Source organism: Bacillus sp. EU55, assembly GCF_038005925.1.
GTDB lineage: Bacteria > Bacillota > Bacilli > Bacillales > Bacillaceae > Bacillus > Bacillus velezensis.
This window is the reverse complement of the sequence record NZ_JBBOUE010000001.1, coordinates 2,898,249-2,920,358: the sequence shown is the minus strand read 5'-3', so window position 1 is coordinate 2,920,358 and position 22,110 is coordinate 2,898,249. Positions and strand designations below refer to the sequence as shown.

The window sequence follows — 22,110 nt, the reverse complement described above, 5'->3', positions numbered from 1 at the left end:
GGTAGGATAGACAAGTATCTTTTTTTCTTAAGCAAACCCTGAAAGGATGACAACCATGACAAAACGCTTAATACTCGCATCACAATCTCCGCGAAGAAAAGAACTCCTTAATCTTCTTCAGATTCCTTACAGCATTATTGCGAGCCGCACAGAAGAAAAATTAAATCGAAACCTTTCGCCGGAAGAAAACGTCCAATGTTTGGCCGAGCAAAAAGCCGGTGCTGTATTGGCCGAAAATCCCGATGCAGTCGTTATCGGGGCTGACACGATGGTGTGCATAGACGGCGAGTGCCTCGGCAAACCGCGTGACAGGGAAGAAGCGGCACAGATGCTGCGAAGGCTTTCCGGCCGAAGCCATCAAGTCATTACGGCGGTCAGCATTCAGACGCATGACCGGAAAGAAACATTCTGTGACACGACGGAAGTGACGTTTTGGCCGCTCAGTGAAGACGACATACAGCTCTACATTGAAACAAAAGAACCGATGGATAAAGCAGGTGCATACGGCATCCAAGGAAAAGGCGCGCTTTTAGTGAAAAAAATAGACGGTGATTTTTATTCTGTCGTCGGGCTTCCTGTCGCTAAAACAATGAGAGCCTTGAAAGAATTTAATATAAAAGCTTGATGTTCAAACCGGGAAGGGGAACAAGGAGGGGTTGATCATCCGTGATCTGCCGTTAAAATTAAGAGATTTCCCCGAAAAAGAAAAACCGAGAGAGCGGCTTCTGCACTTCGGAGCCGAACATCTCTCTAACAATGAATTGCTCGCCATCCTGCTGCGGACGGGAACGAAACATGAGTCCGTCATGAACCTCGCTCACCGGCTGCTGCGGACGTTTGACGGGCTGCGCCTGTTAAAAGGCGCCTCTGCCCAGGAGCTTTCCAGCATTCCGGGAATCGGCACGGTGAAAGCCGTTCAGATTCTTGCCGCAATTGAGCTGGGGAGCCGCATTCATAAGACATCCGCCGGGGAGCATTGCGTCATCCGCTCTCCGGAAGACGGGGCGAAGTATGTGATGGAGGATATGCGCTTTTTATCCCAAGAGCATTTTGTCTGTTTATATTTAAATACCAAAAATCAAGTCATTCATAAACGCACCGTTTTTATCGGAAGTCTGAATTCATCTATTGTCCACCCGCGGGAGGTGTTTAAAGAAGCTTTCAAACGATCCGCCGCGTCCTTCATTTGCGTTCATAATCATCCTTCAGGAGATCCTACACCGAGCAGGGAAGATATAGAGGTAACCAGGCGGCTTTTTGAGTGCGGAAATTTAATCGGCATCGAGCTGCTGGATCATTTGGTCATTGGTGATAAAAAATTTGTGAGTTTAAAGGAAAAAGGATATTTGTAACACTTTTTTTTTCGTTGATTTAAGATATAATAGATTTTATGAGTTTTTCCCTTTAGGGTATTTTTGCTTTAAGAAAGGAAGATACATACATATGTTCGGAATTGGTACAAGAGACCTTGGTATAGATTTGGGAACCGCGAATACGCTTGTGTTTGTTAAAGGTAAAGGAATCGTAGTGAGAGAGCCGTCTGTCGTTGCTCTGCAAACGGATACGAAGTCAATCGTTGCGGTCGGTAACGATGCGAAAAACATGATCGGAAGAACTCCGGGCAATGTGGTTGCGCTCCGTCCGATGAAAGACGGCGTTATCGCTGACTATGAAACAACTGCGACAATGATGAAATACTACATTAATCAGGCTGTGAAAAATAAAGGATTGTTTGCGAGAAAGCCGTACGTTATGGTGTGTGTGCCGTCAGGTATTACGGCCGTTGAAGAACGGGCGGTCATCGACGCGACAAGACAAGCGGGCGCACGTGACGCTTATCCGATTGAAGAACCGTTTGCGGCCGCAATCGGCGCGAATCTTCCTGTATGGGAGCCGACGGGCAGCATGGTCGTTGATATCGGCGGCGGAACAACTGAAGTGGCGATCATTTCTTTAGGCGGCATTGTCACGTCTCAGTCAATCCGCGTAGCCGGTGACGAAATGGACGACTCAATCATCAGCTATATCAGAAAAACATATAATCTGATGATCGGTGACCGTACGGCGGAAGCCATTAAAATGGAAATCGGTTCAGCAGAAACCGGTGAAGAAAATGCGTCAATGGAAATCCGCGGCCGCGATCTTCTGACTGGTCTGCCGAAAACGATCGAAATCACGGGAACGGAAATTGCAAATGCACTGCGTGATACAGTTCTCTCAATCGTTGATGCGGTGAAGAGCACGCTTGAAAAAACACCGCCTGAGCTGGCCGCTGACATTATGGACAGAGGTATTGTATTAACAGGGGGAGGCGCCCTGCTCCGCAATCTCGACAAAGTCATCAGCGACGAAACGAAAATGCCTGTTCTTATCGCTGAAGATCCGCTGGATTGTGTTGCGATCGGCACTGGAAAAGCACTGGAGCACATCCATCTTTTCAAAGGAAAAACAAGATAATCAGGAGTTAAATAGAAGAGGTGTATCACGATGCCGAACAAACGGTTAATGCTATTACTTCTGTGTATTATCATATTGGTGGCTATGATTGGATTCTCGCTGAAGAACGGCCGTAATACCACCTGGCCTGAAAAGCTGATCGGTGATACGACGGGAGTATTTCAAAACATTTTTCACACGCCTGCCGAATATTTTGCAGGGTTCTTCGGGGACATAAAAGACCTGAAAAACACGTACAAGGAAAACGAACGCTTAAGACAAAAGCTGGACGGACAGACACAATATGAAGCGAAGCTCCAAGAACTCAAAGATGAAAACAAGAAGCTGCGTGATGAACTCGGGCATGTCAAATCAATTTCCGACTATGATCCGATTTTAGCGACTGTTATCGCCAGAAACCCTGATCAATGGTACAAGCAGATCATGATCAATAAGGGAACGAAGCAGAAAGTGGCCAAAGACATGGCTGTCACGAACGAAAAGGGTGCGCTGGTCGGGAAGATCAAAAGCAGCGGACTCAACAGTTTCACATCCGCCGTTCAGCTGCTGAGCGATGTTGACCGCAATAACAGAGTGGCCACCAAAATCTCCGGCAAAAAGGGAAGCAAAGGCTACGGTTTAATTGAAGGGTACGATAAAAAGAAACAGACCCTGAAAATGACTATCCTTGAGCCGGATGAAAAACGTGAAGTGAAAAAAGGCGACCTCGTGGAGACATCCGGAACGGGCGGCGTATTTCCTCAAGGGCTTACGGTCGGGGAAGTGACCGATGTAGAATCAGATGCTTACGGCCTGACGAAAATCGCTTACGTGAAACCGGCTGCCGACCTGTACGATCTTGACCATGTCATCGTCGTGAACCGAAGCGTAGCAACAGGGGAGGAAGGATCGTGAAACGTTTCCTTCTCCCTTTGATTATGATTTTGGTCTTTTGTGCGGAAAGCATCTATACCGATCTGGTGCGTTTTCCTTTCGTTTCCGTCGAGCAGCAGGTCGTTCCGCATTTTCTTTTGCTTGCGCTGATTTTTATGTCCGCTTATATCAACCAAAAGCATGCGGTGATCTACGGTTTCATTTTCGGATTTCTTTATGACATCAATTATACGGGTGTTTTAGGCGTTTATATGTTTGGTTTTGCCGGTTTATGCTATCTGGCGGCCAAAGCGTTTAAAGTGCTGCAGACAAACGCCCTGATGGTCATTCTGGTCGCGGTGCTGAGCGTATGTGTGCTTGAATTTTACGTCTACGGCATTCAGACGTTAATCCGCAGCGGCACAATGACGTTTAACGATTTTGTCATTCAGCGGTTCTTGCCGACCGCTTTGCTGAATATTGCGGGGGCCGTTATATTAGTCCTGCCCTTCAGGCTGTTTTATATAAGTCTGAAGAAAGAATTAAGAGATGAGTAAAAAGGATTTTATCTTTTTTTGACGAAAAGAGTATGTTGTTGAGGTGAACATTGATGAAGACCAAAAAGCAGCAATATGTAACAATAAAAGGAACAAAAAACGGCTTAACATTGCATCTGGATGATGCGTGTTCTTTTGATGAGCTTCTCGATGGTCTTCAAAACATGCTGTCGATTGAACAATATACTGATGGCAAAGGCCAAAAAATCAGTGTTCATATTAAACTCGGGCATCGGTATCTGTATCAGGAACAGGCAGAGCAGCTGACTGATCTGATCGCGTCAAAGAAAGATTTAGTCGTGCATTCAATTGACAGTGAAGTCATCGCCAAAGAAGAAGCGCAGCGGATGAAAGAGGAGCAGGAAATTGTTTCTGTTTCCAAAATCGTCCGTTCGGGCCAGGTGCTTCACGTGACGGGAGATTTGCTTTTAATCGGAGATGTGAATCCCGGCGGTACGATCAGAGCCGGAGGAAATATATTTGTTCTCGGTTCATTAAAAGGGATTGCCCACGCGGGTTATAACGGAAATAACCGGGCTGTGATCGCCGCATCCGAAATGATGCCGACACAATTGAGGATCAATCACGTGTTAAATCGCTCCCCAGACCACATTCAAAAAGGGAACGACATGGAATGTGCTTATTTAGATACTGACGGAAATATGGTCATTGAACGCCTTCAGCAATTGGCTCATTTAAGACCTGATCTAACAAGGCTTGAGGGAGGAATGTGAAATTGGGTGAGGCTATCGTAATAACTTCGGGAAAAGGCGGAGTAGGTAAAACAACAACATCTGCAAACCTCGGTACCGCCTTAGCCATTTTAGGGAAGCGCGTCTGTTTGGTAGACACAGATATCGGACTGCGCAACCTTGATGTCGTAATGGGTCTTGAAAACAGAATTATTTACGACTTAGTAGATGTAATTGAAGGCAGATGCAAGACGCATCAAGCGCTTGTCAAAGACAAACGTTTTGATGATCTGCTTCATTTAATGCCGGCTGCCCAGACAAGCGACAAGACGGCTGTTGTCCCTGAGCAGATCAAATCGCTTGTGCAGGAGCTTAAGCAGGAATTTGATTATGTCATTATTGATTGTCCGGCCGGAATTGAACAAGGCTATAAAAATGCCGTCTCCGGAGCTGATAAGGCGATTGTTGTGACGACGCCGGAAATATCAGCGGTGCGGGACGCTGACCGCATTATCGGACTTTTGGAGCAGGAAGATATTGAACCGCCGCGCCTTATCGTGAACCGCATCAGAAATCACCTGGTGAAAAACGGTGACACGATGGATGTGGATGAAGTTGTTCATCATCTGTCTATTGATCTCCTCGGAATCGTTGCTGACGATGATGAAGTGATCAGGGCTTCAAATATCGGCGAACCGATTGCCATGAATTCCAAAAACCGCGCCAGCATTGCGTACCGCAATATCGCCCGGCGCATTTTAGGAGAATCCGTTCCTTTGCAGGTGCTTGAAGAGCAGCAAAAAGGGATGATGGCGAAAATCAAGTCATTTTTCGGCGTGCGTTCATAATATATACCAGAATACAAAGATCTGATGAAGCCCAGCTTATCAGGTCTTTTTTGTTTTTCAAGAGCGCATATTTGCAATGGACAAGACATAGGATGTACAAACCCAACGATTGCAAAGGATGATGGCGATGAGTCACAGAGCTGATGAAATTAGAAAAAGACTGGCCAAAAGAAGAAAACAGCGGCCTGAATCAAAACGGACTTTCGTTCAAAACGCCCGAACTCAGGATTTTCCCGCGTGGCAGACGGTCAAGGAGCAGGAAAAGCACAAGCTTCTACCGGACTACGAATATCAAACGGAACACCCGCCCGAATTTAACGGACGGCATCCATTGATCAGCGCTCATTCTATTATTTTAAAATGCCTGCTGGCCGCCTGTCTCGTACTGATCTCCGCTATTGCCTATAAAACTGACAAACAGCCGTTGAGTCAGATCAAACCGGCGATCGCACAAACCTTTCAAAAGGAATTTCAGTTTGCTGCCGTAAGCAATTGGTTCGTATCTTCCTTCGGAAACCCGCTCGCTTTTCTTACGCCGGGAACGAAAAAGAAGGACGGTCAGGTGGCGGTCAGTCAGGATATGGCCGTTCCTGCCGCGGGGAAAATCCAGCAGGACTTTCAAAATAACGGAGAGGGCGTCGTCGTCGAAACCGCCAGCGAAGCCATTGACAGCGTAAAAGAAGGCTACATTATGGAAGTGAGCAAAGATAAAAAAACAGGGCTGACGGTGAAGGTGCAGCACGCCGACAATACAAGCAGCATTTACGGCCGGCTAAAAGATGTTAACGTTTCATTGTACGACTTTGTCGATAAAGGGAAAAAGATCGGTTCGATCAAGCTTAACGATAAAAGTAAAGGCCAGTACTATTTCGCGATCCAGGATGGCGATAAATTCATAGATCCGATCCAGGTGATCACTTTTGATGAATAAATGGCTCAGCCTCCTTTTCAAAGTTCATGTCCATCCTTTTCTTTGGATTATCATGGGGCTTGGTCTTATGACGGGGCACATCAAAGCGCTGCTGTGTCTTTTGCTGGTCGTATCCGTTCATGAGCTGGGGCATGCTGCTCTGGCTGTGTTTTTTTCGTGGCGCATAAAACGAATCTTTCTGCTCCCTTTCGGCGGGACGGTTGAGGTGGAGGAGCACGGAAACCGGCCGCTTAAAGAGGAATTTGCGGTCATCCTGGCGGGCCCGCTTCAGCATGTGTGGCTTCAGGCGGCAGCCTGGCTCTTTTTCATGTCAGGCTTTGCAAGTGAGCAGACATTTGAGATGTTTACCTTTTATAATCTCTCTATTCTTTTCATCAATCTTTTGCCGATCTGGCCGCTTGACGGCGGAAAGTTCGTGTTTTTATACTTCTCTAAACAAATGGCTTTTCAAAAAGCGCATCTCCTCAGCCTGCAGACATCGGCCGTTTCCGCGCTTTTGCTCTGCTGCTGGATTGTGCTGGCCGTCCCCCTTCAGGTCAGCGCATGGGTTCTGTTCGTCTTTCTCGCCGCCTCTTTATGGGATGAATACCGGAAGCGGCATTATATTCAGCTGAGGTTTCTTTTGGAGAGATACTACGGCAAAAACCGCGATGTCGCCATGCTGCATCCTTTGACGGTCGCGGCCGATGTCAAAGTAAAGCATGTCATGGCCGAATTCAAACGGGGATGCAAGCACCCCATTATCGTTGAAAAAGCCGGCGAAAAGCTCAGCCAGCTCGATGAAAATGAAGTGCTTCATGCGTATTTTGCCGATAAACGGACAGATTCCTCTATGGAAGACCTGCTGCTGCCTTACTAGAAATAGATTGACATATCCTTTTGGTTCTGATATATTTTTTAATGTTATGGATGTAGCACCAATGCTACAACCGCTCGGGACAGGTGATAAGAGCTTTAAAGCCCCCTGTTGCTGGCGAGTCTTAGTCTAATAGGAGGTGCAGAGAATGTACGCAATCATTAAAACAGGCGGAAAACAAATCAAAGTTGAAGAAGGTCAAACTGTTTACATCGAAAAACTTGCTGCTGAAGCAGGTGAAACAGTGACGTTTGAAGACGTATTGTTTGTTGGCGGAGACAGCGTGAAAGTCGGCAACCCAACAGTTGCAGGCGCGACAGTTACAGCTAAAGTTGAAAAACAAGGCCGTGCGAAAAAAATCACTGTTTTCCGTTACAAGCCAAAGAAAAATGTTCATAAAAAACAAGGTCATCGTCAGCCTTATACTAAATTGACAATCGAAAAAATCAACGCGTAAGCATGATTGAGGCAACAATTCGAAGATCCCGGAATGACGGGGGCATTTTGTCCTTTGAAATGACGGGACATGCTGATTTTGCTGAACATGGACGAGATCTCGTATGCGCCGGGGTCACGGCTGTCGTTTTCGGAGCGGTCAATGCGGTTATCGCGCTGGCTCCTCTCGAACCGATTCTTGATATAGGCGAGGACGGGGGTTATTTCTACTTTGAATTCCCTGAAGCCGCTGATCAGGAAGCTTTGCAAAAAGCGCAGCTGCTGATTGAAGGCATGATTGTTTCTCTTGAAACGATCGAGCGGGATTACAGTGAACACTTACGGTTGACTGCAAACCAAATATAGGAGGTGAGTTACATGCTTAGATTAGATCTTCAGTTTTTCGCTTCTAAAAAAGGTGTAGGTTCTACAAAGAACGGACGTGACTCTGAATCTAAACGTTTAGGCGCTAAACGTGCAGACGGTCAATTCGTAACAGGCGGATCTATCCTTTACCGTCAACGCGGAACGAAAATCTACCCAGGTGAAAACGTGGGCCGCGGAGGAGATGACACTCTTTTTGCTAAAATCGACGGAACTGTTAAATTCGAACGTTTCGGCCGTGACCGCAAAAAAGTGAGCGTATATCCTGTAGCTCAATAATGACACAAAAAACTCCGGTCGTTGACTGGAGTTTTTTTTGCAGTAAGCGGAGTAACATCAAGAATGAAAAGCAGAGGATGCGTGAGTGAACCCCGCCTTGAATGAGGACATCAGCTTCCCATACCCACTGGATATGTTCCCCAAGCAGTGATACCAAAAATGTTTCTGCCTGGCATCCGCATAGTATGCGATCCGAAAAAGGAACATGATGAACCAGGAAAAACAAGTGTTTTTTTAACAAAGCCTTCTCTGTTATAATTCATAGTACACACTTATCAAGACTCCTAAAAAGAAATTAAACGATTGGGAGTGCGAAAATGAAGGATGTATCGAAGAAACAAGAAGAACCTGTAAGCGATGCGGCTCTGATCAATGAGCTGATCCAATTAATGGGCCATTTCCGTCATGATTGGATGAATAAGCTGCAGCTGATAAAAGGAAACTTAAGTTTGCAGAAGTATGACAGGGTCGTTGAAATTATTGACGAAATGGTCATAGATGCAAAGCACGAATCAAAGCTCTCAAACCTGAAAACCCCGCACTTGGCGTTTGACTTTCTTACATTTAATTGGAAGTCCCGTTATATGAGGCTCGAATACGAAGTGCTCGGAGAAATTAAAGATTTATCGGCATATGATCAAAAGCTGTCGAACCTGATGAGAAAACTGTTTCATCTGTTCGGTCTGGCGGTAAACAATGAAAGTGAAAATCATCTGACCGTATCGCTGCAGACGGATCACCCTGACAGACAGCTTATTGTATATCTCGATTTTCATGGAACGATTGCAAATGCAGATGTGTTTGATGAATTTCGCAAATCCCGGTATGAGGACTTTGATGTCATGCAATTTGAGCTGACCTGCCATGAATGTGTGGCCGAAATTGGAATGAACTAGCGGTTTTTTACGGTTTAGAACGGAGGATATTATGTTTGTAGATCAGGTGAAAGTATATGTAAAAGGCGGCGACGGCGGTAACGGAATGGTTGCGTTCCGCCGTGAAAAATATGTGCCGAAAGGCGGGCCTGCCGGAGGTGACGGCGGTAATGGAGGCGACGTCGTCTTTGAGGTTGATGAAGGATTGCGCACGCTTATGGACTTCCGGTACCAGCGCCATTTCAAAGCGATACGCGGCGAGCACGGCATGTCTAAAAACCAGCACGGCAGAAACGCGGACGATATGGTTGTTAAAGTTCCGCCCGGCACAGTCGTAACGGATGACGATACAAAACAGGTTATTGCCGATCTGACTGAACACGGACAGCGCGCCGTCATCGCAAAAGGCGGACGGGGCGGACGCGGGAATACCCGCTTTGCGACACCGGCCAACCCGGCACCGCAGCTGTCAGAGCACGGAGAGCCCGGAAAAGAGCGCTATATCGTGCTTGAACTGAAGGTGCTTGCAGACGTAGGTCTCGTCGGCTTCCCGAGCGTCGGAAAATCTACGCTTCTGTCTGTCGTTTCATCGGCAAAGCCGAAAATCGCCGATTATCATTTTACAACGCTTGTTCCGAATCTGGGCATGGTGGAAACGGATGACGGAAGAAGCTTCGTCATGGCGGATCTGCCCGGCCTGATTGAAGGAGCGCACGAAGGAGTCGGCTTAGGTCACCAATTTCTCCGCCATATCGAACGGACGCGCGTCATCGTTCATGTCATTGACATGTCAGCGATGGAAGGCCGTGATCCGTATGAGGATTATGTGACCATTAATCAGGAGCTCAGTGAATATAATCTGCGGCTGACAGAGCGTCCGCAAATTATCGTTGCGAATAAAATGGACATGCCAGAAGCAGCTGAAAATCTTAAGGCGTTTAAAGAAAAGCTTCAGGATGACCATCCTGTCTTCCCGATCAGCGCGGTGACGAGAGAAGGGCTCCGCGATCTTCTGTTTGAAGTCGCCAATCAGCTGGAAACAACGCCTGAATTCCCGCTGTATGATGAAGAAGAACTGGCGGAAAACCGCGTGATGTACACGATGGAAGACGAAGAAATTCCATTTAACATTACCCGTGATCCGGACGGTGCGTTTGTGCTTTCAGGTGACAGTCTGGAACGCCTCTTTAAAATGACTGACTTCTCCCGTGACGAATCCGTCAAGCGTTTTGCAAGACAGATGCGCGGTATGGGCGTTGATGAAGCGCTCAGAGAACGCGGTGCTAAAGACGGCGATATCATCCGGCTTCTGGAATTTGAATTTGAATTTATTGATTAAAAAAACGGAGAGCTTGCAATGCAGGCTCTCTGATGTAAAAGGGAGGGGTGCAGGTGAAAGAAGAGACATTTTATTTAGTGCGTGAAGACGTTCTGCCTGATGCGATGCGGAAAACCCTTGAAGTCAAAAAGCTGCTCGACAGAAAAAAGGCTGAATCGGTTGCAGATGCCGTGCAGAAAGTTGATTTAAGCAGAAGCGCTTTTTACAAATACCGAGATGCGGTTTTCCCTTTTTACACGATGGTTAAGGAACAAATAATCACACTTTTCTTTCATTTGGAGGATCGGTCAGGCGCGTTATCCCAGCTTTTGCAGGCGGTGGCTGACTCAGGAAGCAACGTGCTTTCCATTCACCAGACGATTCCGCTTCAGGGCAGGGCGAATGTCACGCTCTCAATCAGTACGTCCGCAATGGAAGAAAACATTCATACGTTAATGAATAAACTGAGAAAATTTGATTTTATAGAAAAAGTTGAGATCTTAGGGTCAGGCGCGTAAGGAGAGAAGAGACATGAAAGTCGGTTATTTAGGGCCAGAAGCCACATTTACACATCTAGCAGTCAGTTCCTGCTTTCAAAACAGCGTGACACAAGCACCTTATCAAACAATACCGGCATGCATGGATGCGGCGGTTGCGGGAGAAGTTGATCTTGCATTTGTTCCTTTGGAAAACGCGCTGGAGGGCTCGGTTAACTTAACGATTGACTACTTGATTCATGAGCAGCCTCTTACGATCGTGGGGGAAATGACGCTGCCGATTCACCAGCATCTGCTCGTTCACCCTTCGAGAGAAAATGAGTGGAAAAAGCTTGAGAAAATTTATTCTCATTCTCATGCGATTGCGCAATGCCACAAATTTCTTCACCGGCATTTTTCGTCCGTTCCATATGAGTATTCGAAGTCAACAGGTGCGGCTGCCAAGTATGTCAGTGAGCATTCGGACCTTCCGATCGGCGTGATTGCAAATGAAATGGCCGCCGCTACATACGGATTGAGCATCGTGAAGCGAGATATTCAGGATTATCAGGACAACCACACGAGATTTGTCATTCTTTCGCCTGAAAAAGACGTCTCATTCGAAGTGAATGCGAAACTGTCTTCACGGCCGAAAACGACGATGATGGTAACGCTTCCCCAAGATGACCAATCAGGTGCGCTGCACAGGGTGCTGTCCGCTTTTTCATGGAGAAACCTGAATTTATCAAAGATCGAATCGCGCCCGACAAAAACGGGTCTCGGCAACTATTTCTTTATTATTGATATTGAACAGGCGATGGATCAGGTTCTCATTCCCGGTGCCGTTCAAGAGATGGAAGCCCTCGGCTGCCGGGTCAAGCTTCTGGGAACATATCAATCCTATTCGATATAAAAAAAGCCCTTCAGGGGGCTTTTTTTTAATCTTTTATTAAAATACCCGCGTCGTCCAGCGCTTGGCAGGCTTGGTCAATCCGCTCTTTTGTCGGGGCGCTTAACGTATGGAGGTGCACGCCTCCGGTCAGCTGTGAAAGGTAAGCGGCATTTGTCGAGTTAATGTGATCCATGAATTGTTTGACTTCTTTCCGTGTACTGACTCTTATGGCGGCGGTTAAATCGCCGTATACGGGGTGTTCAATTATGACGTCCTTTATGGTGACGCCTTCATCGACAATGAGTGCAAGCTCTTCTTCCGTCCGCTCCGGTCCGTGCAGACAGGCGACAATCCGTTCGGCATTTTTTTCGCCGCCGGCATTCATGCTGATGTATAAGTAGCCTTGGCTCGTCGCGATAATCGGCTCGTTTTTTGCTTTCAAGAGCGATATGTCCTGCACGATCACCTGTCTTGAGACATTTGCTTTTTTGGCCAATTCGCCTCCTGTTAATGGCGAGCCGGCTTCTTTCAGCCAATGAAGCAGCATGTCGCGTCTTTTCTCCCCAGTAAGCTTCGTTCCTTCTGTCAAATTGCTGATTCTCCTTTCTTTTGCTCCCACAGCGCCGTAAATGTATGTATCAGCATATCGAGCTGTTCACATGTTGTTTCGTTTCCGAATGAGATCCGGAAAAACTGCCGCGCTTCCCGTTCGGTTTTTCTCAGCGCCTTCATAGCTGAAGAAGGGCCGTGGCTGCCGGCGGAACATGCGCTACCGGTTGAGATGCAAATATCGTTACGATTACATTCTAACATAATATATTGTCCTTCAAAGGAGTGAAAAAAACACCCGACAATGTGGGGCAGGCATTCACCGCCGGTTTCTTCCTCTGAAAATGAAATGGGGAGGCCTTGACGCCGAATTTGGTCATACAAATAATTCCTCAGCCTGTCAGCATGCTCACGGTGTTCCTCCATATGTTTCACTGCATACTCCGCAGCAGCGGTAAAAGCGCCGATGGCCGGCACATTCACCGTACCGGGCCTGAACCCGTTTTCATGCACGGTATGCGGATAAACCGGGTTCCAGCTGACACCGGGCCGAATGTAAACAGCCCCGGTGCCTTTCGGGCCGTATACTTTATGACCGGAGACGGAAAGGGCGTCGATTCCCGCCTGATCCGCATCAATCGGCAGTTTGCCGAAACTTTGAACACAATCGCAATGCAGCAAAATGTTTCTCTGGTGAAGAAAAGCGGCCAGACGATTCACAGGCTGGATGAGGCCGGTTTCTGAATTGGCGTGCTGTATGGAAACGAGCCCCGTGTCAGGACGGATATGAGCCGCCAGTATGTCCTCGGTTATAAGGCCGTTTTCGTCGGGATATATGATGGTGATATCAATTCCCCGATCAGCTAAAAACGCCGCAGCATTATGGATCGAATGGTGTTCCATTGCGGTCGTAATAAAATGTTTTTTGTGATCGGGCAGACCGTGCAGCAATGATTGGACGGCCAGGATGTTCGCTTCCGTTCCGCCGCTTGTAAAGTAAATGCCGTCTGCCGCTCCGCCGATCAATTTTCCTGCAGAATGTCTGCAATATTCCAGCACGTCCGCCGCTCTTCCTCCGGCGTCATGAAGGCTGCTTGCATTGCCGTATACCTCTGTGCTGAGATGCTGAAAGACTTTTGCGGCTTCTTTGCTTAAAGGCGCTCCCGCCGCGTAATCAAGATAAATCATACAGCCCGTCTCCTATCCGTTTATGTTAAAAAAAGCTTGAGTTTATTTTATCGTTGTGTAAATATAGGTGTCAAGACATGTGTAAATATAACAGGAGGATGATGTATGTCTGAAAAAACAATTATCGTCATTGGTTCCGGGACGGCGGCCCTTGCCTGTGCTTCCTCATTTCCTCCATCATACCAAGTAACCGTCATCACAAAGAGAAACGTAACGAACAGCAATTCGCATTATGCTCAAGGCGGGATTGCTGTTTCATACGCAAAAGATGACTCTTTAGAATCCCATGTGAACGATACACTGTATGCGGGATGCGGACACAATGACGTGACAGCCGTGCGGCATTTGCTGAAAAGCGGACAGAGCATGATAAACAGGCTGATAGAAGGCCATTTCCCTTTTGATACGAAGTCGGACGGAACGTTTTGTCTCGGCAGGGAAGGCGCTCATTCCAAAAGGAGGATTCTGCACGCCGGGGGAGATGCGACCGGACGGATGTTGGTTGAGTTTCTGGTTCAGCAGCTGAGGGACGGCATACGGATTATTGAACACGAGACGGTTGTTGATCTGCTGATTGAACACGGACGATGCGCAGGGGTTGCCGTAAAGGATGCTTCAGGCACTGTTTCTTACAGAAGAGCGGATTGTGTAGTGCTTGCATCAGGCGGCTGCGGCAGTCTGTACCAATATCACACAAATGATTCCGCCATAACGGGAGACGGCATCGCTCTTGCCTTCCGCGCTGGAGCTGAGATCACGGATATGGAGTTCACCCAGTTCCACCCGACCCTCCTTGTGAAAAACGGGACTGTGTACGGTCTGATTTCTGAAGCAGTGAGAGGAGAAGGCGGATATTTAGCGGATCGCTTCGGGCGCAGGATCATGGCTGGCAGACACGCACTAGAAGATTTGGCGCCCCGGGATGTGGTTTCACGGGCGATTTATGAAGAAATGATGAAAGAAAATCCTGTTTTTATAAATTGCAGCCGAATAGCCGATTTTAAGAAACGTTTTCCGACCATAACAGAAATTTGTCAAACAGCCGGTGTTGATCTTGAAAGCGGAATTCCCGTAGCACCCGGAATGCATTTTTTAATGGGCGGAGTAAAAGCCGATACATGGGGGAAAACGTCCGTGCCTGATTTGTACGCCATAGGCGAGACCGCCTGCACAGGCTTGCACGGGGCGAACCGCCTTGCGAGCAACTCACTGCTGGAAGCGCTGGCAAGCGGGCAACGATGTGCTGAACATATCATTCAAACACCGTTAAACGGAAGATATAAAAAAACCCCGAAGAAATCTGATGTCATCTTACAAGTGCCGGACACAACGCTTCATGTGCTCCAAGCCAAAATGACAACCGGAGCGGGCATCGTCAGGGAAAAAGAAAACATGCAGGCGCTGGCATCCTGGCTTAGCAACGTATCTGTGCGTCACATGAATGTGAAGGATATCACAATAAAACAAGCCGAGCTATCCTGCCTATGGAAGACAGCGCAACTTGTTGTGACCTCAGCCCTTATTCGGGAAGAAAGCAGAGGCGCTCATTTTCGCGCTGATTTTCCCGGGACGGAGAAAGAGTGGCACGGAAAACAAATCATTCATTCAACATCTGGAACAGTTATCAGAAAAAACGAAAGGATTGGGGAACTATGGACATTCTGCAGCTGAAACAAATGCTGACTCATTTTTTTCAGGAAGATATCGGAACGGGTGATGCGACGTCACAAGCGATTTTTTCTGATCAGCAATGTAAAGCGCGAATCATCGCAAAAACAGACGGCGTGTTTGCCGGAGAAGCCGTTATCCGTGAAGGATGGAAGCTTTTACACGATGATATCCGCGTCCGCTCCCTGAAAAAAGACGGAGAACGGATGAAAAAAGGAGACGTGCTCGCTGAAATGGAAGGCCAGGCGGCGGCTCTTCTTACGGGGGAGCGGGTCATTCTGAATCTCATACAAAGAATGTCAGGCATTGCGACAATGACGGATGAGGCCAAAAGGAATCTTGATGATCCGTCCATCAAGCTTTGTGATACGAGAAAAACGACACCCGGGCTCAGAATGCTGGAAAAATACGCCGTTCGGGTCGGAGGCGGCTTTAATCATCGCTTTGGCTTATATGACGGCATCATGATAAAAGATAATCATATTGCCGCCTGCGGATCGATAAAGGCGGCCGTGGAGCGGGCAAGAAAAACGGCGGGGCAGATGCTTGCGGTGGAAGTCGAAATCGAATCCGAACAGCAGCTGCTCGAGGCAATAGAAGCGGGCGCAGACGTTATTATGTTTGATAACTGTCCGCCTGAGTCCGTCCGGCGTTTTGCAGGCATGACACCGGGCCATATCAAAACGGAAGCATCCGGAGGCATAACGCTCGACATATTGCCCGCTTATAAAGGAACGGGCGTCCAATATATTTCACTCGGATTTCTGACTCATTCAGTAAAAAGCGCCGACATCAGCATGGATGTTGAGGCTGCGGAACAGGGGGATTTTTAAGATGTCTATTTTTGACGTGTTAACTGCATCAGCCGAAATGATGCCGAGCCATTATAAAGACATGAGCACCGGAGAAATGGAGAAGCGGGTCGCCGCCATTAAACGGGATTTCGGAAAGCGCCTGTTCATTCCGGGGCATCACTATCAAAAAGACGAAGTGATACAATTCGCCGATACGGCAGGTGACTCCCTGCAGCTTGCTCAAGTGGCAGAAAAAAATAAAGAGGCGGAATATATTGTGTTTTGCGGCGTGCATTTTATGGCGGAAACCGCTGATATGCTGACTGATGATAACCAAACCGTCATTTTGCCCGATATGCGCGCCGGATGCTCGATGGCTGATATGGCAGATATTCAGCAGACGGACAAAGCATGGCAAGAGCTTCAAGAACTGTACGGTAACACCATCATTCCGTTAACATATGTTAACTCGACGGCGGAAATTAAAGCATTCGTCGGACGGCACGGAGGAGCGACCGTCACCTCTTCGAATGCCCGGAGTGTGCTGAAATGGGCTTTTAAACAAAAAGAGAGAATTTTATTTTTGCCGGATCAGCATTTAGGCAGAAATACAGCCTATGATCTCGGCATTCCGCTGACAGAAATGGCTGTATGGGACCCGGGGCAGAACCGATTGCTTACTGACCATCCGGAAAACATTAAAGTCATCCTTTGGAAAGGGCATTGCTCCGTACACGAAAAGTTCACAGCGGAAAATATTTCTCAGCTGCGGCAGCGGGATTCCGGCATCCGCATTATCGTTCATCCGGAATGTTCGAGGGAAGTGGTCTCGCTCAGTGACGACAGCGGGTCTACCAAATACATTATTGATACGATTGAACAGGCTGAACCGGGAAGCAAGTGGGCGATCGGAACGGAAATGAATCTTGTTCAGCGCCTCATTCAATCGCATCCGGATAAACAGATTGAATCATTGAATCCCGATATGTGTCCGTGTCTGACAATGAACAGAATCGATCTGCCGCATTTATTGTGGTCGCTTGAGCAGCTTGAAAAAGGCGAGCTGAAGGGTGTCATTAAAGTTCCGGAAGCGGTTCGGACAGAAGCGCTTCGTGCTTTGAACAGAATGCTGAGTCATACGTAGTTATAAAAATTTCCCCTCCTTCCCAAATTTTTTATCATCATGCCCAGTCCATCGGCATATAGTGTGAAGAAACGTATTGTAATGACAAATGTACCGTTCACGTTTTGTGCATAGGAGGGGAAAACGTTGAAAATTCATATCGTTCAAAAAGGCGATTCGCTCTGGAAAATAGCTGAAAAATACGGAGTTGATCTTGAAGAGTTAAAAAAACTGAATCATCAGCTTAGCAATCCAGACTTAATTATGCCTGGAATGAAGATAAAGGTGCCTTCAGAAGCCGTTCCGGTCAGAAAAGAACCTAAGGCCGGCTTCGGAACGTCTGCGCATAAGCATGAGCATCCATATGCCAAAGAAAAACCGAAATCAGTTGTGGACATTGAAGACACCATACCGGAAGAACCAAAGCCGTCGATTCCTTATGTGCCGCCAATCCCTGAAAAGCATGAAAATGTGCTGCCGGAAGCTGATATGAACCAATATTACCCGTCCAATCAGCTGTTTCAGCCGTGGTCGCCTCCTAAGCCGGAGGAACCGGTGACACATTTTGTCGAGCCGAAAGAAAAAGAGCATGACAATAACATTCCACAACAGGAGGAAATGATCAACATGGAAAACGCGAATTACCCGAATATGCCAAAGGCGCCTGAAGCCGGAAAGATGGAAGAAGAAAACGCCGCTTATCATCTGCCGAACATGCCAAACATTCCGAATGTCCCGTTTCCGAATATGCCGGCCGTTGAACCGCCTTTTATGCATTACCCGATGCCGTGCATGCCTTGTCCTTGTCCGGTTCCGGTGACACCGATGCTGCCGGGTTCTGGATTATGCCATCCGTGCTTCCCGGTAGGCGGAGGTTTCGGCGGTTTTGGAGGAGGTTTCGGAGGCTTTCCGGTCATGCCGATGCCGTTACCGTACGGATTCCATCATCCGGGATTTGGGCCGCATGCGGGTTACGGTGAATATGAAAATCAGGCCCATGAAAATGCAGAGCATTATGATGGTTCTGCATCTGGTTTCGGTGGTGCTCCTTACGGTCAAATGCCGTATTACGGCGGATATTCGTCACATTACGCACACGCCCCTCATCATGATGGAAAATATAAGGATGATGATTGCGGCTGCCATGATTCACATCATCACCATCATCACCACCACGGTTCACATCACCATCACGCAAATATGCCTGTGCAGCCGTATCCGAATATGGGTGCAAACGCAGGACATTTTATGCCTTACGGCGGAGCAAATCCCAATGTCGCGCCGAATCAGCCGAGTCCAAATCAAGTATTCGGACGGCCGGAGGAAGAAGAAGATTAATGTTTCGGGACGATGTATGTCGTTCCTTTTTTTATGTCCAACTGAGGAATGGACATAACTGACAAGCTTAAACCCGCCGCCTGACGCACATCCTAAACATGAGCGGAAAACGCACAAACAGCGATGAATCCACGGGGGGGTTTTCCATTGGGTAAAAAACTGATGACGATCGCGGGCGTTTTAGCCGTGACGGCAAGCTTAACGGCATGCGGAGCAAATAATGCCATGAATGACGGACGCTACAATCAGTCAACACGTCCGGTCGGATATTATTCGAATGATAATGGTAATGGCAGAGGCCAGTACGGAATGGACCATCAAGGACCCGTTTCTGAAATGATGGAAAACCGAAACGGCCGTCATAATACGACAAATGTGTCCGACCAGTACGCCCCTAATGACGGGGTTCCGTTAACGACGGACGGCACATATAACGGCCGAAATGTCAATACGCCGCCGGCAGCAATGTCTTATAATGGGTATGACAACGCCGAAAACATCAGGTTGGCGGCAAAAGTTGCAAACCGCGTGAAAAAAGTAAAGGGCGTACAGGATAGTCAGGTCATCGTGACTGACACGAGAGTCGTCATTGCCGTCAGAACAAATCATCCTTTTACGAAAAATGATGATAAACATGTCAAACATGCGGCCAAAAAATTCGCGGACGGCCGTACAATTCAAGTGTTTACCGACAACGCTACTTTTACAAAGCTGCAAGACATGAACAGAAACAGCCGTTAAACGGACTGCCGGATGATTTCATCCGGCAGTATTTTTATGGATAAAGCTTCATCATTTCTTTACATATTCTTAAAACGCTCTTTATGTTGCGGTGTTAATATAAAAGTAATAAAACGTAACGGAGGGGCCGGAATGAAAAAAACGGAGCATGACAAAAGCCGCGGAGAAAAAACTATGTATCTGACCGTAAGGGGATACCGGCTCAAACTGACGCCCGGACAAATGAAACTGATTTCAGCCGGCCGGGCATAATCATCGGGGCAGCCCTCATATAGAGGCTGCTTTTTTTCGGCTGAAACAGACAAATGAAAGAAAACGGTTAAGCACCGGCATCTTTGGTCAAACTAGCATCAAGAGTTTGATTGAATAAAGAGGTGTTATTGGTGAAACGAATTTGCGGTGCTCGTCTATTGTTTATGCTTATCTTATCGGCTGCAGTCCTGATTTGCGGAGGAAAAGGCGCATACGGGGCGGAGGTTAAGCATTACGGGCCGCTTCGGGTGCACGTCCAGCTGGAAAAGGTCTATCTGGACGGTGATGTCGGCATCGAACATACGGATGAAACCGTTTTGGCGATGGAGGATTTTTGGGCCGCATATGCGGGCTGGACGCTCGTTGAGCAGAAAAAAGGCTTCGTCCTTTTCCGTAAGCATGTTGATGACATTTCTCCGCTCAGTAAGGTTAACGGTTATATCGGCGTCACGGACGGAGGCGTCATCTCCACTTTTCACGGCCGTCCCGGATCGCTGGCCGAGCCGATTCAATCTTTCTTCCAGATTGATATAGAAAGGCTGGAAAGCCGATTGCAAAAGCACTTGGAACACGGCATACCGTACAGGACAAAAGCGGAGTTTGAGAGCGTGATCGATCATATTAAGACTTACAGCGGCTGACTTTGACGCAAGACATGTGACACATGTCTTTTTTTTTCTGAACGGAAGGTGTCAAAGCGAACATACGTTAACTTTTCTATAAGACTTTGGCTGTTTTTGTGTTACAATGATAAGCAGTCAAAGAGGTGAATAGGTGTGATTGAATTCGTGAAGGGGACGATTGATTATGTATCTCCCCAATACATCGTGATTGAAAACGGCGGAATCGGCTATCAGGTCTTCACTCCGAACCCGTTTATTTATAAGGTAAGCAATCAAGAGACCATTTTTACGTATCATCATATAAAAGAAGACGCCTTTTCTTTGTACGGTTTTTCAACCCGGGAAGAAAAAGCGCTTTTCACAAAGCTGCTGAACGTCACCGGCATCGGGCCGAAAGGGGCGCTCGCCATCCTCGGTTCCGGTGACCCCGGAGCCGTCATCGAAGCGATCGAACAGGAAGATGAAGCCTTTTTGGTGAAATTTCCGGGTGTGGGCAAAAAAACGGCGCGGCAGATTATTCTTGATTTGAAAGGCAAACTGGCCGACGTCGTGCCTGAAATGATTGACAACCTGTTCAATCATGAAGCGCGCATTGAAAAACAAGAGGCTGAAACGGCGCTTGACGAGGCGCTTGAAGCGCTCCGGGTTCTCGGCTACGCCGAAAAAGAAATTAAAAAAGTGCTTCCTCACTTAAAAGAGGAAACGGCGCTTTCAACAGATCAATATGTGAAAAAAGCATTGCAAAAATTATTAAAGTAAGGTGATGTTCATGGATGAACGGCTCGTTTCAAGTGAAGCAGACAGCCATGAATCAATAATCGAGCAAAGCCTCAGGCCGCAGAATCTCGCCCAGTATATCGGCCAAAAGAAGGTGAAAGAAAATCTGCGCGTGTTTATCGATGCGGCGAAAATGAGGCAGGAAACGCTGGACCACGTTCTTTTATACGGGCCTCCGGGTCTCGGGAAAACAACGCTTGCGTCTATCGTGGCCAATGAGATGGGTGTGGAGATGCGGACGACGTCAGGTCCCGCCATCGAAAGACCGGGAGATTTGGCAGCCATTTTGACGGCGCTCGAACCAGGGGATGTGCTGTTTATAGACGAAATTCACAGGCTGAACCGCTCAATTGAGGAAGTGCTGTACCCGGCGATGGAGGATTTCTGCCTTGATATCGTCATTGGAAAAGGCCCGTCCGCCCGCTCCGTCCGTCTCGACCTTCCCCCTTTTACGCTTGTAGGAGCGACGACAAGGGTCGGATTATTGACCGCACCGCTCAGAGACCGGTTCGGGGTGCTGTCGCGCCTTGAATACTATACGCAGGAAGAGCTGACAGATATCGTGTCAAGAACGGCTGACGTTTTTGAAGTGGATATCGAAAAAGCTCCGGCTCTGGAAATCGCCAGACGGTCAAGGGGAACGCCGCGGGTTGCAAACCGGCTTCTCAGAAGGGTGAGGGATTTTGCCCAGGTGCTCGGCGACAGCCGCATCACGGAAGAAATCGCTCACGACGCGCTCGAACGTCTTCAAGTCGATGCGCTCGGCCTTGACCATATCGACCATAAGCTGCTGATGGGCATGATCGAAAAATTCAGCGGCGGTCCTGTCGGCCTTGATACGATTTCCGCGACAATCGGCGAAGAACCGCATACAATAGAGGATGTGTACGAACCGTATCTGCTGCAGATCGGATTTCTCCAGAGGACGCCGAGGGGACGGGTCGTGACTCCGGCTGTGTATGAACATTTTCGATTGGAGGCGCCCGCCCGTGACTGACTTTCCGAAGGTTCTCATGGTTCTCGGTGCCGTTTTGCTTATTGCCGGCGCAGTCTGGCACTTTGTCGGAAGGCTGCCCGGAGATATTTTCGTTAAGAAGGGAAATGTTACATTTTTCTTTCCCGTTGTCACTTGTATTGTGATCAGTGTGATACTATCCATTCTGCTTAATTTTTTCGGCAGAATGAAATAACAATAGACAGAATAA

The 22,110-nt window shown here is 47.7% G+C and carries 28 protein-coding genes and 1 other annotated feature; of the genes, 26 read left to right on the top strand and 2 right to left on the bottom strand.

Annotation, left to right across the window (positions count from 1 at the left end; all coding sequences use genetic code 11):
- Window positions 1-55: 55 nt before the first annotated feature.
- The 16 genes from NYE50_RS14855 to pheA all read left to right on the top strand — a co-directional run bounded on the left by NYE50_RS14855 (window position 56) and on the right by pheA (window position 11,873).
- Window positions 56-625: a Maf family protein gene (locus NYE50_RS14855; RefSeq protein WP_070082167.1), complete on the top strand. Its 570-nt coding sequence runs from the start codon at window positions 56-58 to the stop codon at window positions 623-625.
- Window positions 626-656: 31 nt separating this feature from the next.
- Complete coding sequence (gene radC, locus NYE50_RS14850) at window positions 657-1,352, top strand: RadC family protein (RefSeq protein ID WP_007408165.1); 696 nt, start codon at window positions 657-659, stop codon at window positions 1,350-1,352.
- A gap of 91 nt (window positions 1,353-1,443) precedes the next feature.
- Window positions 1,444-2,457: a cell shape-determining protein MreB gene (mreB, locus tag NYE50_RS14845; protein WP_003152647.1), complete on the top strand. Its 1,014-nt coding sequence runs from the start codon at window positions 1,444-1,446 to the stop codon at window positions 2,455-2,457.
- Between the two features lie 30 nt (window positions 2,458-2,487).
- Complete coding sequence (gene mreC, locus NYE50_RS14840) at window positions 2,488-3,351, top strand: rod shape-determining protein MreC (RefSeq protein WP_007408166.1); 864 nt, start codon at window positions 2,488-2,490, stop codon at window positions 3,349-3,351.
- On the top strand, window positions 3,348-3,866 hold the full coding sequence (gene mreD / locus NYE50_RS14835; RefSeq protein ID WP_003152650.1) for a rod shape-determining protein MreD: 519 nt from the start codon (window positions 3,348-3,350) through the stop codon (window positions 3,864-3,866). The genes mreC and mreD overlap by 4 nt, the downstream gene beginning before the upstream one ends.
- 53 nt (window positions 3,867-3,919) lie before the next feature.
- The gene (gene minC, locus NYE50_RS14830; protein WP_003152653.1) at window positions 3,920-4,600 is read left to right on the top strand and encodes a septum site-determining protein MinC; all 681 of its coding nucleotides are present in this window, start codon (window positions 3,920-3,922) and stop codon (window positions 4,598-4,600) included.
- 2 nt (window positions 4,601-4,602) lie between these two features.
- Window positions 4,603-5,406 (top strand): septum site-determining protein MinD, encoded by an 804-nt coding sequence (gene minD, locus NYE50_RS14825; RefSeq protein WP_003152655.1) that lies wholly within the window; start codon window positions 4,603-4,605, stop codon window positions 5,404-5,406.
- Between the two features lie 127 nt (window positions 5,407-5,533).
- Complete coding sequence (locus NYE50_RS14820) at window positions 5,534-6,337, top strand: M23 family metallopeptidase (RefSeq protein ID WP_017418246.1); 804 nt, start codon at window positions 5,534-5,536, stop codon at window positions 6,335-6,337.
- Window positions 6,330-7,196, top strand: coding sequence for a M50 family metallopeptidase (locus NYE50_RS14815; RefSeq protein WP_224988710.1), 867 nt, complete (start codon window positions 6,330-6,332; stop codon window positions 7,194-7,196). Before NYE50_RS14820 ends, NYE50_RS14815 begins: the two co-directional genes overlap by 8 nt.
- 58 nt (window positions 7,197-7,254) lie before the next feature.
- Window positions 7,255-7,328: a sequence feature (ribosomal protein L21 leader region), on the top strand.
- A 13-nt stretch (window positions 7,329-7,341) separates the two neighbouring features.
- On the top strand, window positions 7,342-7,650 hold the full coding sequence (gene rplU, locus NYE50_RS14810; protein WP_003152660.1) for a 50S ribosomal protein L21: 309 nt from the start codon (window positions 7,342-7,344) through the stop codon (window positions 7,648-7,650).
- 2 nt (window positions 7,651-7,652) lie between these two features.
- Complete coding sequence (locus NYE50_RS14805; protein ID WP_012118103.1) at window positions 7,653-7,994, top strand: ribosomal-processing cysteine protease Prp; 342 nt, start codon at window positions 7,653-7,655, stop codon at window positions 7,992-7,994.
- Window positions 7,995-8,006: 12 nt separating this feature from the next.
- On the top strand, window positions 8,007-8,291 hold the full coding sequence (gene rpmA / locus NYE50_RS14800; protein ID WP_003152662.1) for a 50S ribosomal protein L27: 285 nt from the start codon (window positions 8,007-8,009) through the stop codon (window positions 8,289-8,291).
- Between the two features lie 317 nt (window positions 8,292-8,608).
- Window positions 8,609-9,187, top strand: a complete 579-nt coding sequence (locus tag NYE50_RS14795) for a sporulation initiation phosphotransferase B (RefSeq protein WP_159354429.1) — start codon at window positions 8,609-8,611, stop codon at window positions 9,185-9,187.
- Between the two features lie 31 nt (window positions 9,188-9,218).
- Window positions 9,219-10,505, top strand: a complete 1,287-nt coding sequence (gene obgE / locus NYE50_RS14790) for a GTPase ObgE (RefSeq protein ID WP_007408172.1) — start codon at window positions 9,219-9,221, stop codon at window positions 10,503-10,505.
- Between the two features lie 53 nt (window positions 10,506-10,558).
- Window positions 10,559-11,002, top strand: coding sequence for a transcriptional regulator ThrR (gene thrR, locus NYE50_RS14785; RefSeq protein ID WP_007408173.1), 444 nt, complete (start codon window positions 10,559-10,561; stop codon window positions 11,000-11,002).
- Window positions 11,003-11,015: 13 nt separating this feature from the next.
- Window positions 11,016-11,873: a prephenate dehydratase gene (gene pheA / locus NYE50_RS14780; RefSeq protein WP_095061089.1), complete on the top strand. Its 858-nt coding sequence runs from the start codon at window positions 11,016-11,018 to the stop codon at window positions 11,871-11,873.
- Window positions 11,874-11,898: 25 nt separating this feature from the next.
- Here pheA and NYE50_RS14775 read toward each other — a convergent pair whose 3' ends face one another.
- Both NYE50_RS14775 and NYE50_RS14770 read right to left on the bottom strand, forming a co-directional pair.
- Window positions 11,899-12,441 carry a transcription repressor NadR gene (locus tag NYE50_RS14775; protein ID WP_012118101.1) on the bottom strand — a complete coding sequence of 181 codons (543 nt, stop codon included), beginning with the start codon at window positions 12,439-12,441 and terminating at the stop codon, window positions 11,899-11,901.
- On the bottom strand, window positions 12,438-13,589 hold the full coding sequence (locus NYE50_RS14770; RefSeq protein WP_159354428.1) for an IscS subfamily cysteine desulfurase: 1,152 nt from the start codon (window positions 13,587-13,589) through the stop codon (window positions 12,438-12,440). Before NYE50_RS14770 ends, NYE50_RS14775 begins: the two co-directional genes overlap by 4 nt.
- 105 nt (window positions 13,590-13,694) lie before the next feature.
- On the opposite strand from NYE50_RS14770, the gene nadB reads away from it, so the two are divergent.
- The 10 genes from nadB to NYE50_RS14725 all read left to right on the top strand — a co-directional run bounded on the left by nadB (window position 13,695) and on the right by NYE50_RS14725 (window position 22,095).
- Window positions 13,695-15,260 carry an L-aspartate oxidase gene (gene nadB, locus NYE50_RS14765; RefSeq protein WP_159354427.1) on the top strand — a complete coding sequence of 522 codons (1,566 nt, stop codon included), beginning with the start codon at window positions 13,695-13,697 and terminating at the stop codon, window positions 15,258-15,260.
- A complete protein-coding gene (gene nadC, locus NYE50_RS14760; RefSeq protein WP_159354426.1) occupies window positions 15,242-16,090 on the top strand; it encodes a carboxylating nicotinate-nucleotide diphosphorylase in 849 nt (282 codons plus the stop codon). The genes nadB and nadC overlap by 19 nt, the downstream gene beginning before the upstream one ends.
- Window position 16,091: 1 nt before the next feature.
- Window positions 16,092-17,195 (top strand): quinolinate synthase NadA, encoded by a 1,104-nt coding sequence (gene nadA / locus NYE50_RS14755; protein ID WP_014418538.1) that lies wholly within the window; start codon window positions 16,092-16,094, stop codon window positions 17,193-17,195.
- 126 nt (window positions 17,196-17,321) lie between these two features.
- A complete protein-coding gene (gene safA / locus NYE50_RS14750; RefSeq protein ID WP_007612852.1) occupies window positions 17,322-18,512 on the top strand; it encodes a SafA/ExsA family spore coat assembly protein in 1,191 nt (396 codons plus the stop codon).
- A 147-nt stretch (window positions 18,513-18,659) separates the two neighbouring features.
- On the top strand, window positions 18,660-19,253 hold the full coding sequence (locus NYE50_RS14745) for a YhcN/YlaJ family sporulation lipoprotein (RefSeq protein WP_014721606.1): 594 nt from the start codon (window positions 18,660-18,662) through the stop codon (window positions 19,251-19,253).
- 132 nt (window positions 19,254-19,385) lie between these two features.
- A complete protein-coding gene (locus tag NYE50_RS22000; RefSeq protein WP_373366015.1) occupies window positions 19,386-19,505 on the top strand; it encodes a hypothetical protein in 120 nt (39 codons plus the stop codon).
- A gap of 131 nt (window positions 19,506-19,636) precedes the next feature.
- Window positions 19,637-20,146, top strand: coding sequence for an intercompartmental signaling factor BofC (locus NYE50_RS14740; protein WP_159354425.1), 510 nt, complete (start codon window positions 19,637-19,639; stop codon window positions 20,144-20,146).
- Between the two features lie 135 nt (window positions 20,147-20,281).
- Window positions 20,282-20,887: a Holliday junction branch migration protein RuvA gene (gene ruvA / locus NYE50_RS14735; RefSeq protein ID WP_003152683.1), complete on the top strand. Its 606-nt coding sequence runs from the start codon at window positions 20,282-20,284 to the stop codon at window positions 20,885-20,887.
- A 10-nt stretch (window positions 20,888-20,897) separates the two neighbouring features.
- Window positions 20,898-21,902 carry a Holliday junction branch migration DNA helicase RuvB gene (gene ruvB, locus NYE50_RS14730; protein WP_007408185.1) on the top strand — a complete coding sequence of 335 codons (1,005 nt, stop codon included), beginning with the start codon at window positions 20,898-20,900 and terminating at the stop codon, window positions 21,900-21,902.
- Window positions 21,895-22,095, top strand: a complete 201-nt coding sequence (locus tag NYE50_RS14725) for a DUF2905 domain-containing protein (RefSeq protein ID WP_003152687.1) — start codon at window positions 21,895-21,897, stop codon at window positions 22,093-22,095. Before ruvB ends, NYE50_RS14725 begins: the two co-directional genes overlap by 8 nt.
- The last annotated feature ends 15 nt before the right edge of the window (window positions 22,096-22,110 follow it).

Excerpts from the sequence above, each read along its gene's own strand:
- NYE50_RS14855 (WP_070082167.1), top strand. The coding sequence starts at position 56 with ATGACAAAACGCTTAATACTCGCATCACAATCTCCGCGAAGAAAAGAA.
- mreB (WP_003152647.1), top strand. The coding sequence starts at position 1,444 with ATGTTCGGAATTGGTACAAGAGACCTTGGTATAGATTTGGGAACCGCG.
- mreC (WP_007408166.1), top strand. The coding sequence starts at position 2,488 with ATGCCGAACAAACGGTTAATGCTATTACTTCTGTGTATTATCATATTG.
- minC (WP_003152653.1), top strand. The coding sequence starts at position 3,920 with ATGAAGACCAAAAAGCAGCAATATGTAACAATAAAAGGAACAAAAAAC.
- NYE50_RS14820 (WP_017418246.1), top strand. The coding sequence starts at position 5,534 with ATGAGTCACAGAGCTGATGAAATTAGAAAAAGACTGGCCAAAAGAAGA.
- NYE50_RS14815 (WP_224988710.1), top strand. The coding sequence starts at position 6,330 with ATGAATAAATGGCTCAGCCTCCTTTTCAAAGTTCATGTCCATCCTTTT.
- rplU (WP_003152660.1), top strand. The coding sequence starts at position 7,342 with ATGTACGCAATCATTAAAACAGGCGGAAAACAAATCAAAGTTGAAGAA.
- NYE50_RS14805 (WP_012118103.1), top strand. The coding sequence starts at position 7,653 with ATGATTGAGGCAACAATTCGAAGATCCCGGAATGACGGGGGCATTTTG.
- rpmA (WP_003152662.1), top strand. The coding sequence starts at position 8,007 with ATGCTTAGATTAGATCTTCAGTTTTTCGCTTCTAAAAAAGGTGTAGGT.
- NYE50_RS14795 (WP_159354429.1), top strand. The coding sequence starts at position 8,609 with ATGAAGGATGTATCGAAGAAACAAGAAGAACCTGTAAGCGATGCGGCT.
- obgE (WP_007408172.1), top strand. The coding sequence starts at position 9,219 with ATGTTTGTAGATCAGGTGAAAGTATATGTAAAAGGCGGCGACGGCGGT.
- pheA (WP_095061089.1), top strand. The coding sequence starts at position 11,016 with ATGAAAGTCGGTTATTTAGGGCCAGAAGCCACATTTACACATCTAGCA.
- NYE50_RS14770 (WP_159354428.1), bottom strand. The coding sequence starts at position 13,589 with ATGATTTATCTTGATTACGCGGCGGGAGCGCCTTTAAGCAAAGAAGCC.
- nadB (WP_159354427.1), top strand. The coding sequence starts at position 13,695 with ATGTCTGAAAAAACAATTATCGTCATTGGTTCCGGGACGGCGGCCCTT.
- nadC (WP_159354426.1), top strand. The coding sequence starts at position 15,242 with ATGGACATTCTGCAGCTGAAACAAATGCTGACTCATTTTTTTCAGGAA.
- nadA (WP_014418538.1), top strand. The coding sequence starts at position 16,092 with ATGTCTATTTTTGACGTGTTAACTGCATCAGCCGAAATGATGCCGAGC.
- NYE50_RS22000 (WP_373366015.1), top strand. The coding sequence starts at position 19,386 with ATGAAAAAAACGGAGCATGACAAAAGCCGCGGAGAAAAAACTATGTAT.
- ruvB (WP_007408185.1), top strand. The coding sequence starts at position 20,898 with ATGGATGAACGGCTCGTTTCAAGTGAAGCAGACAGCCATGAATCAATA.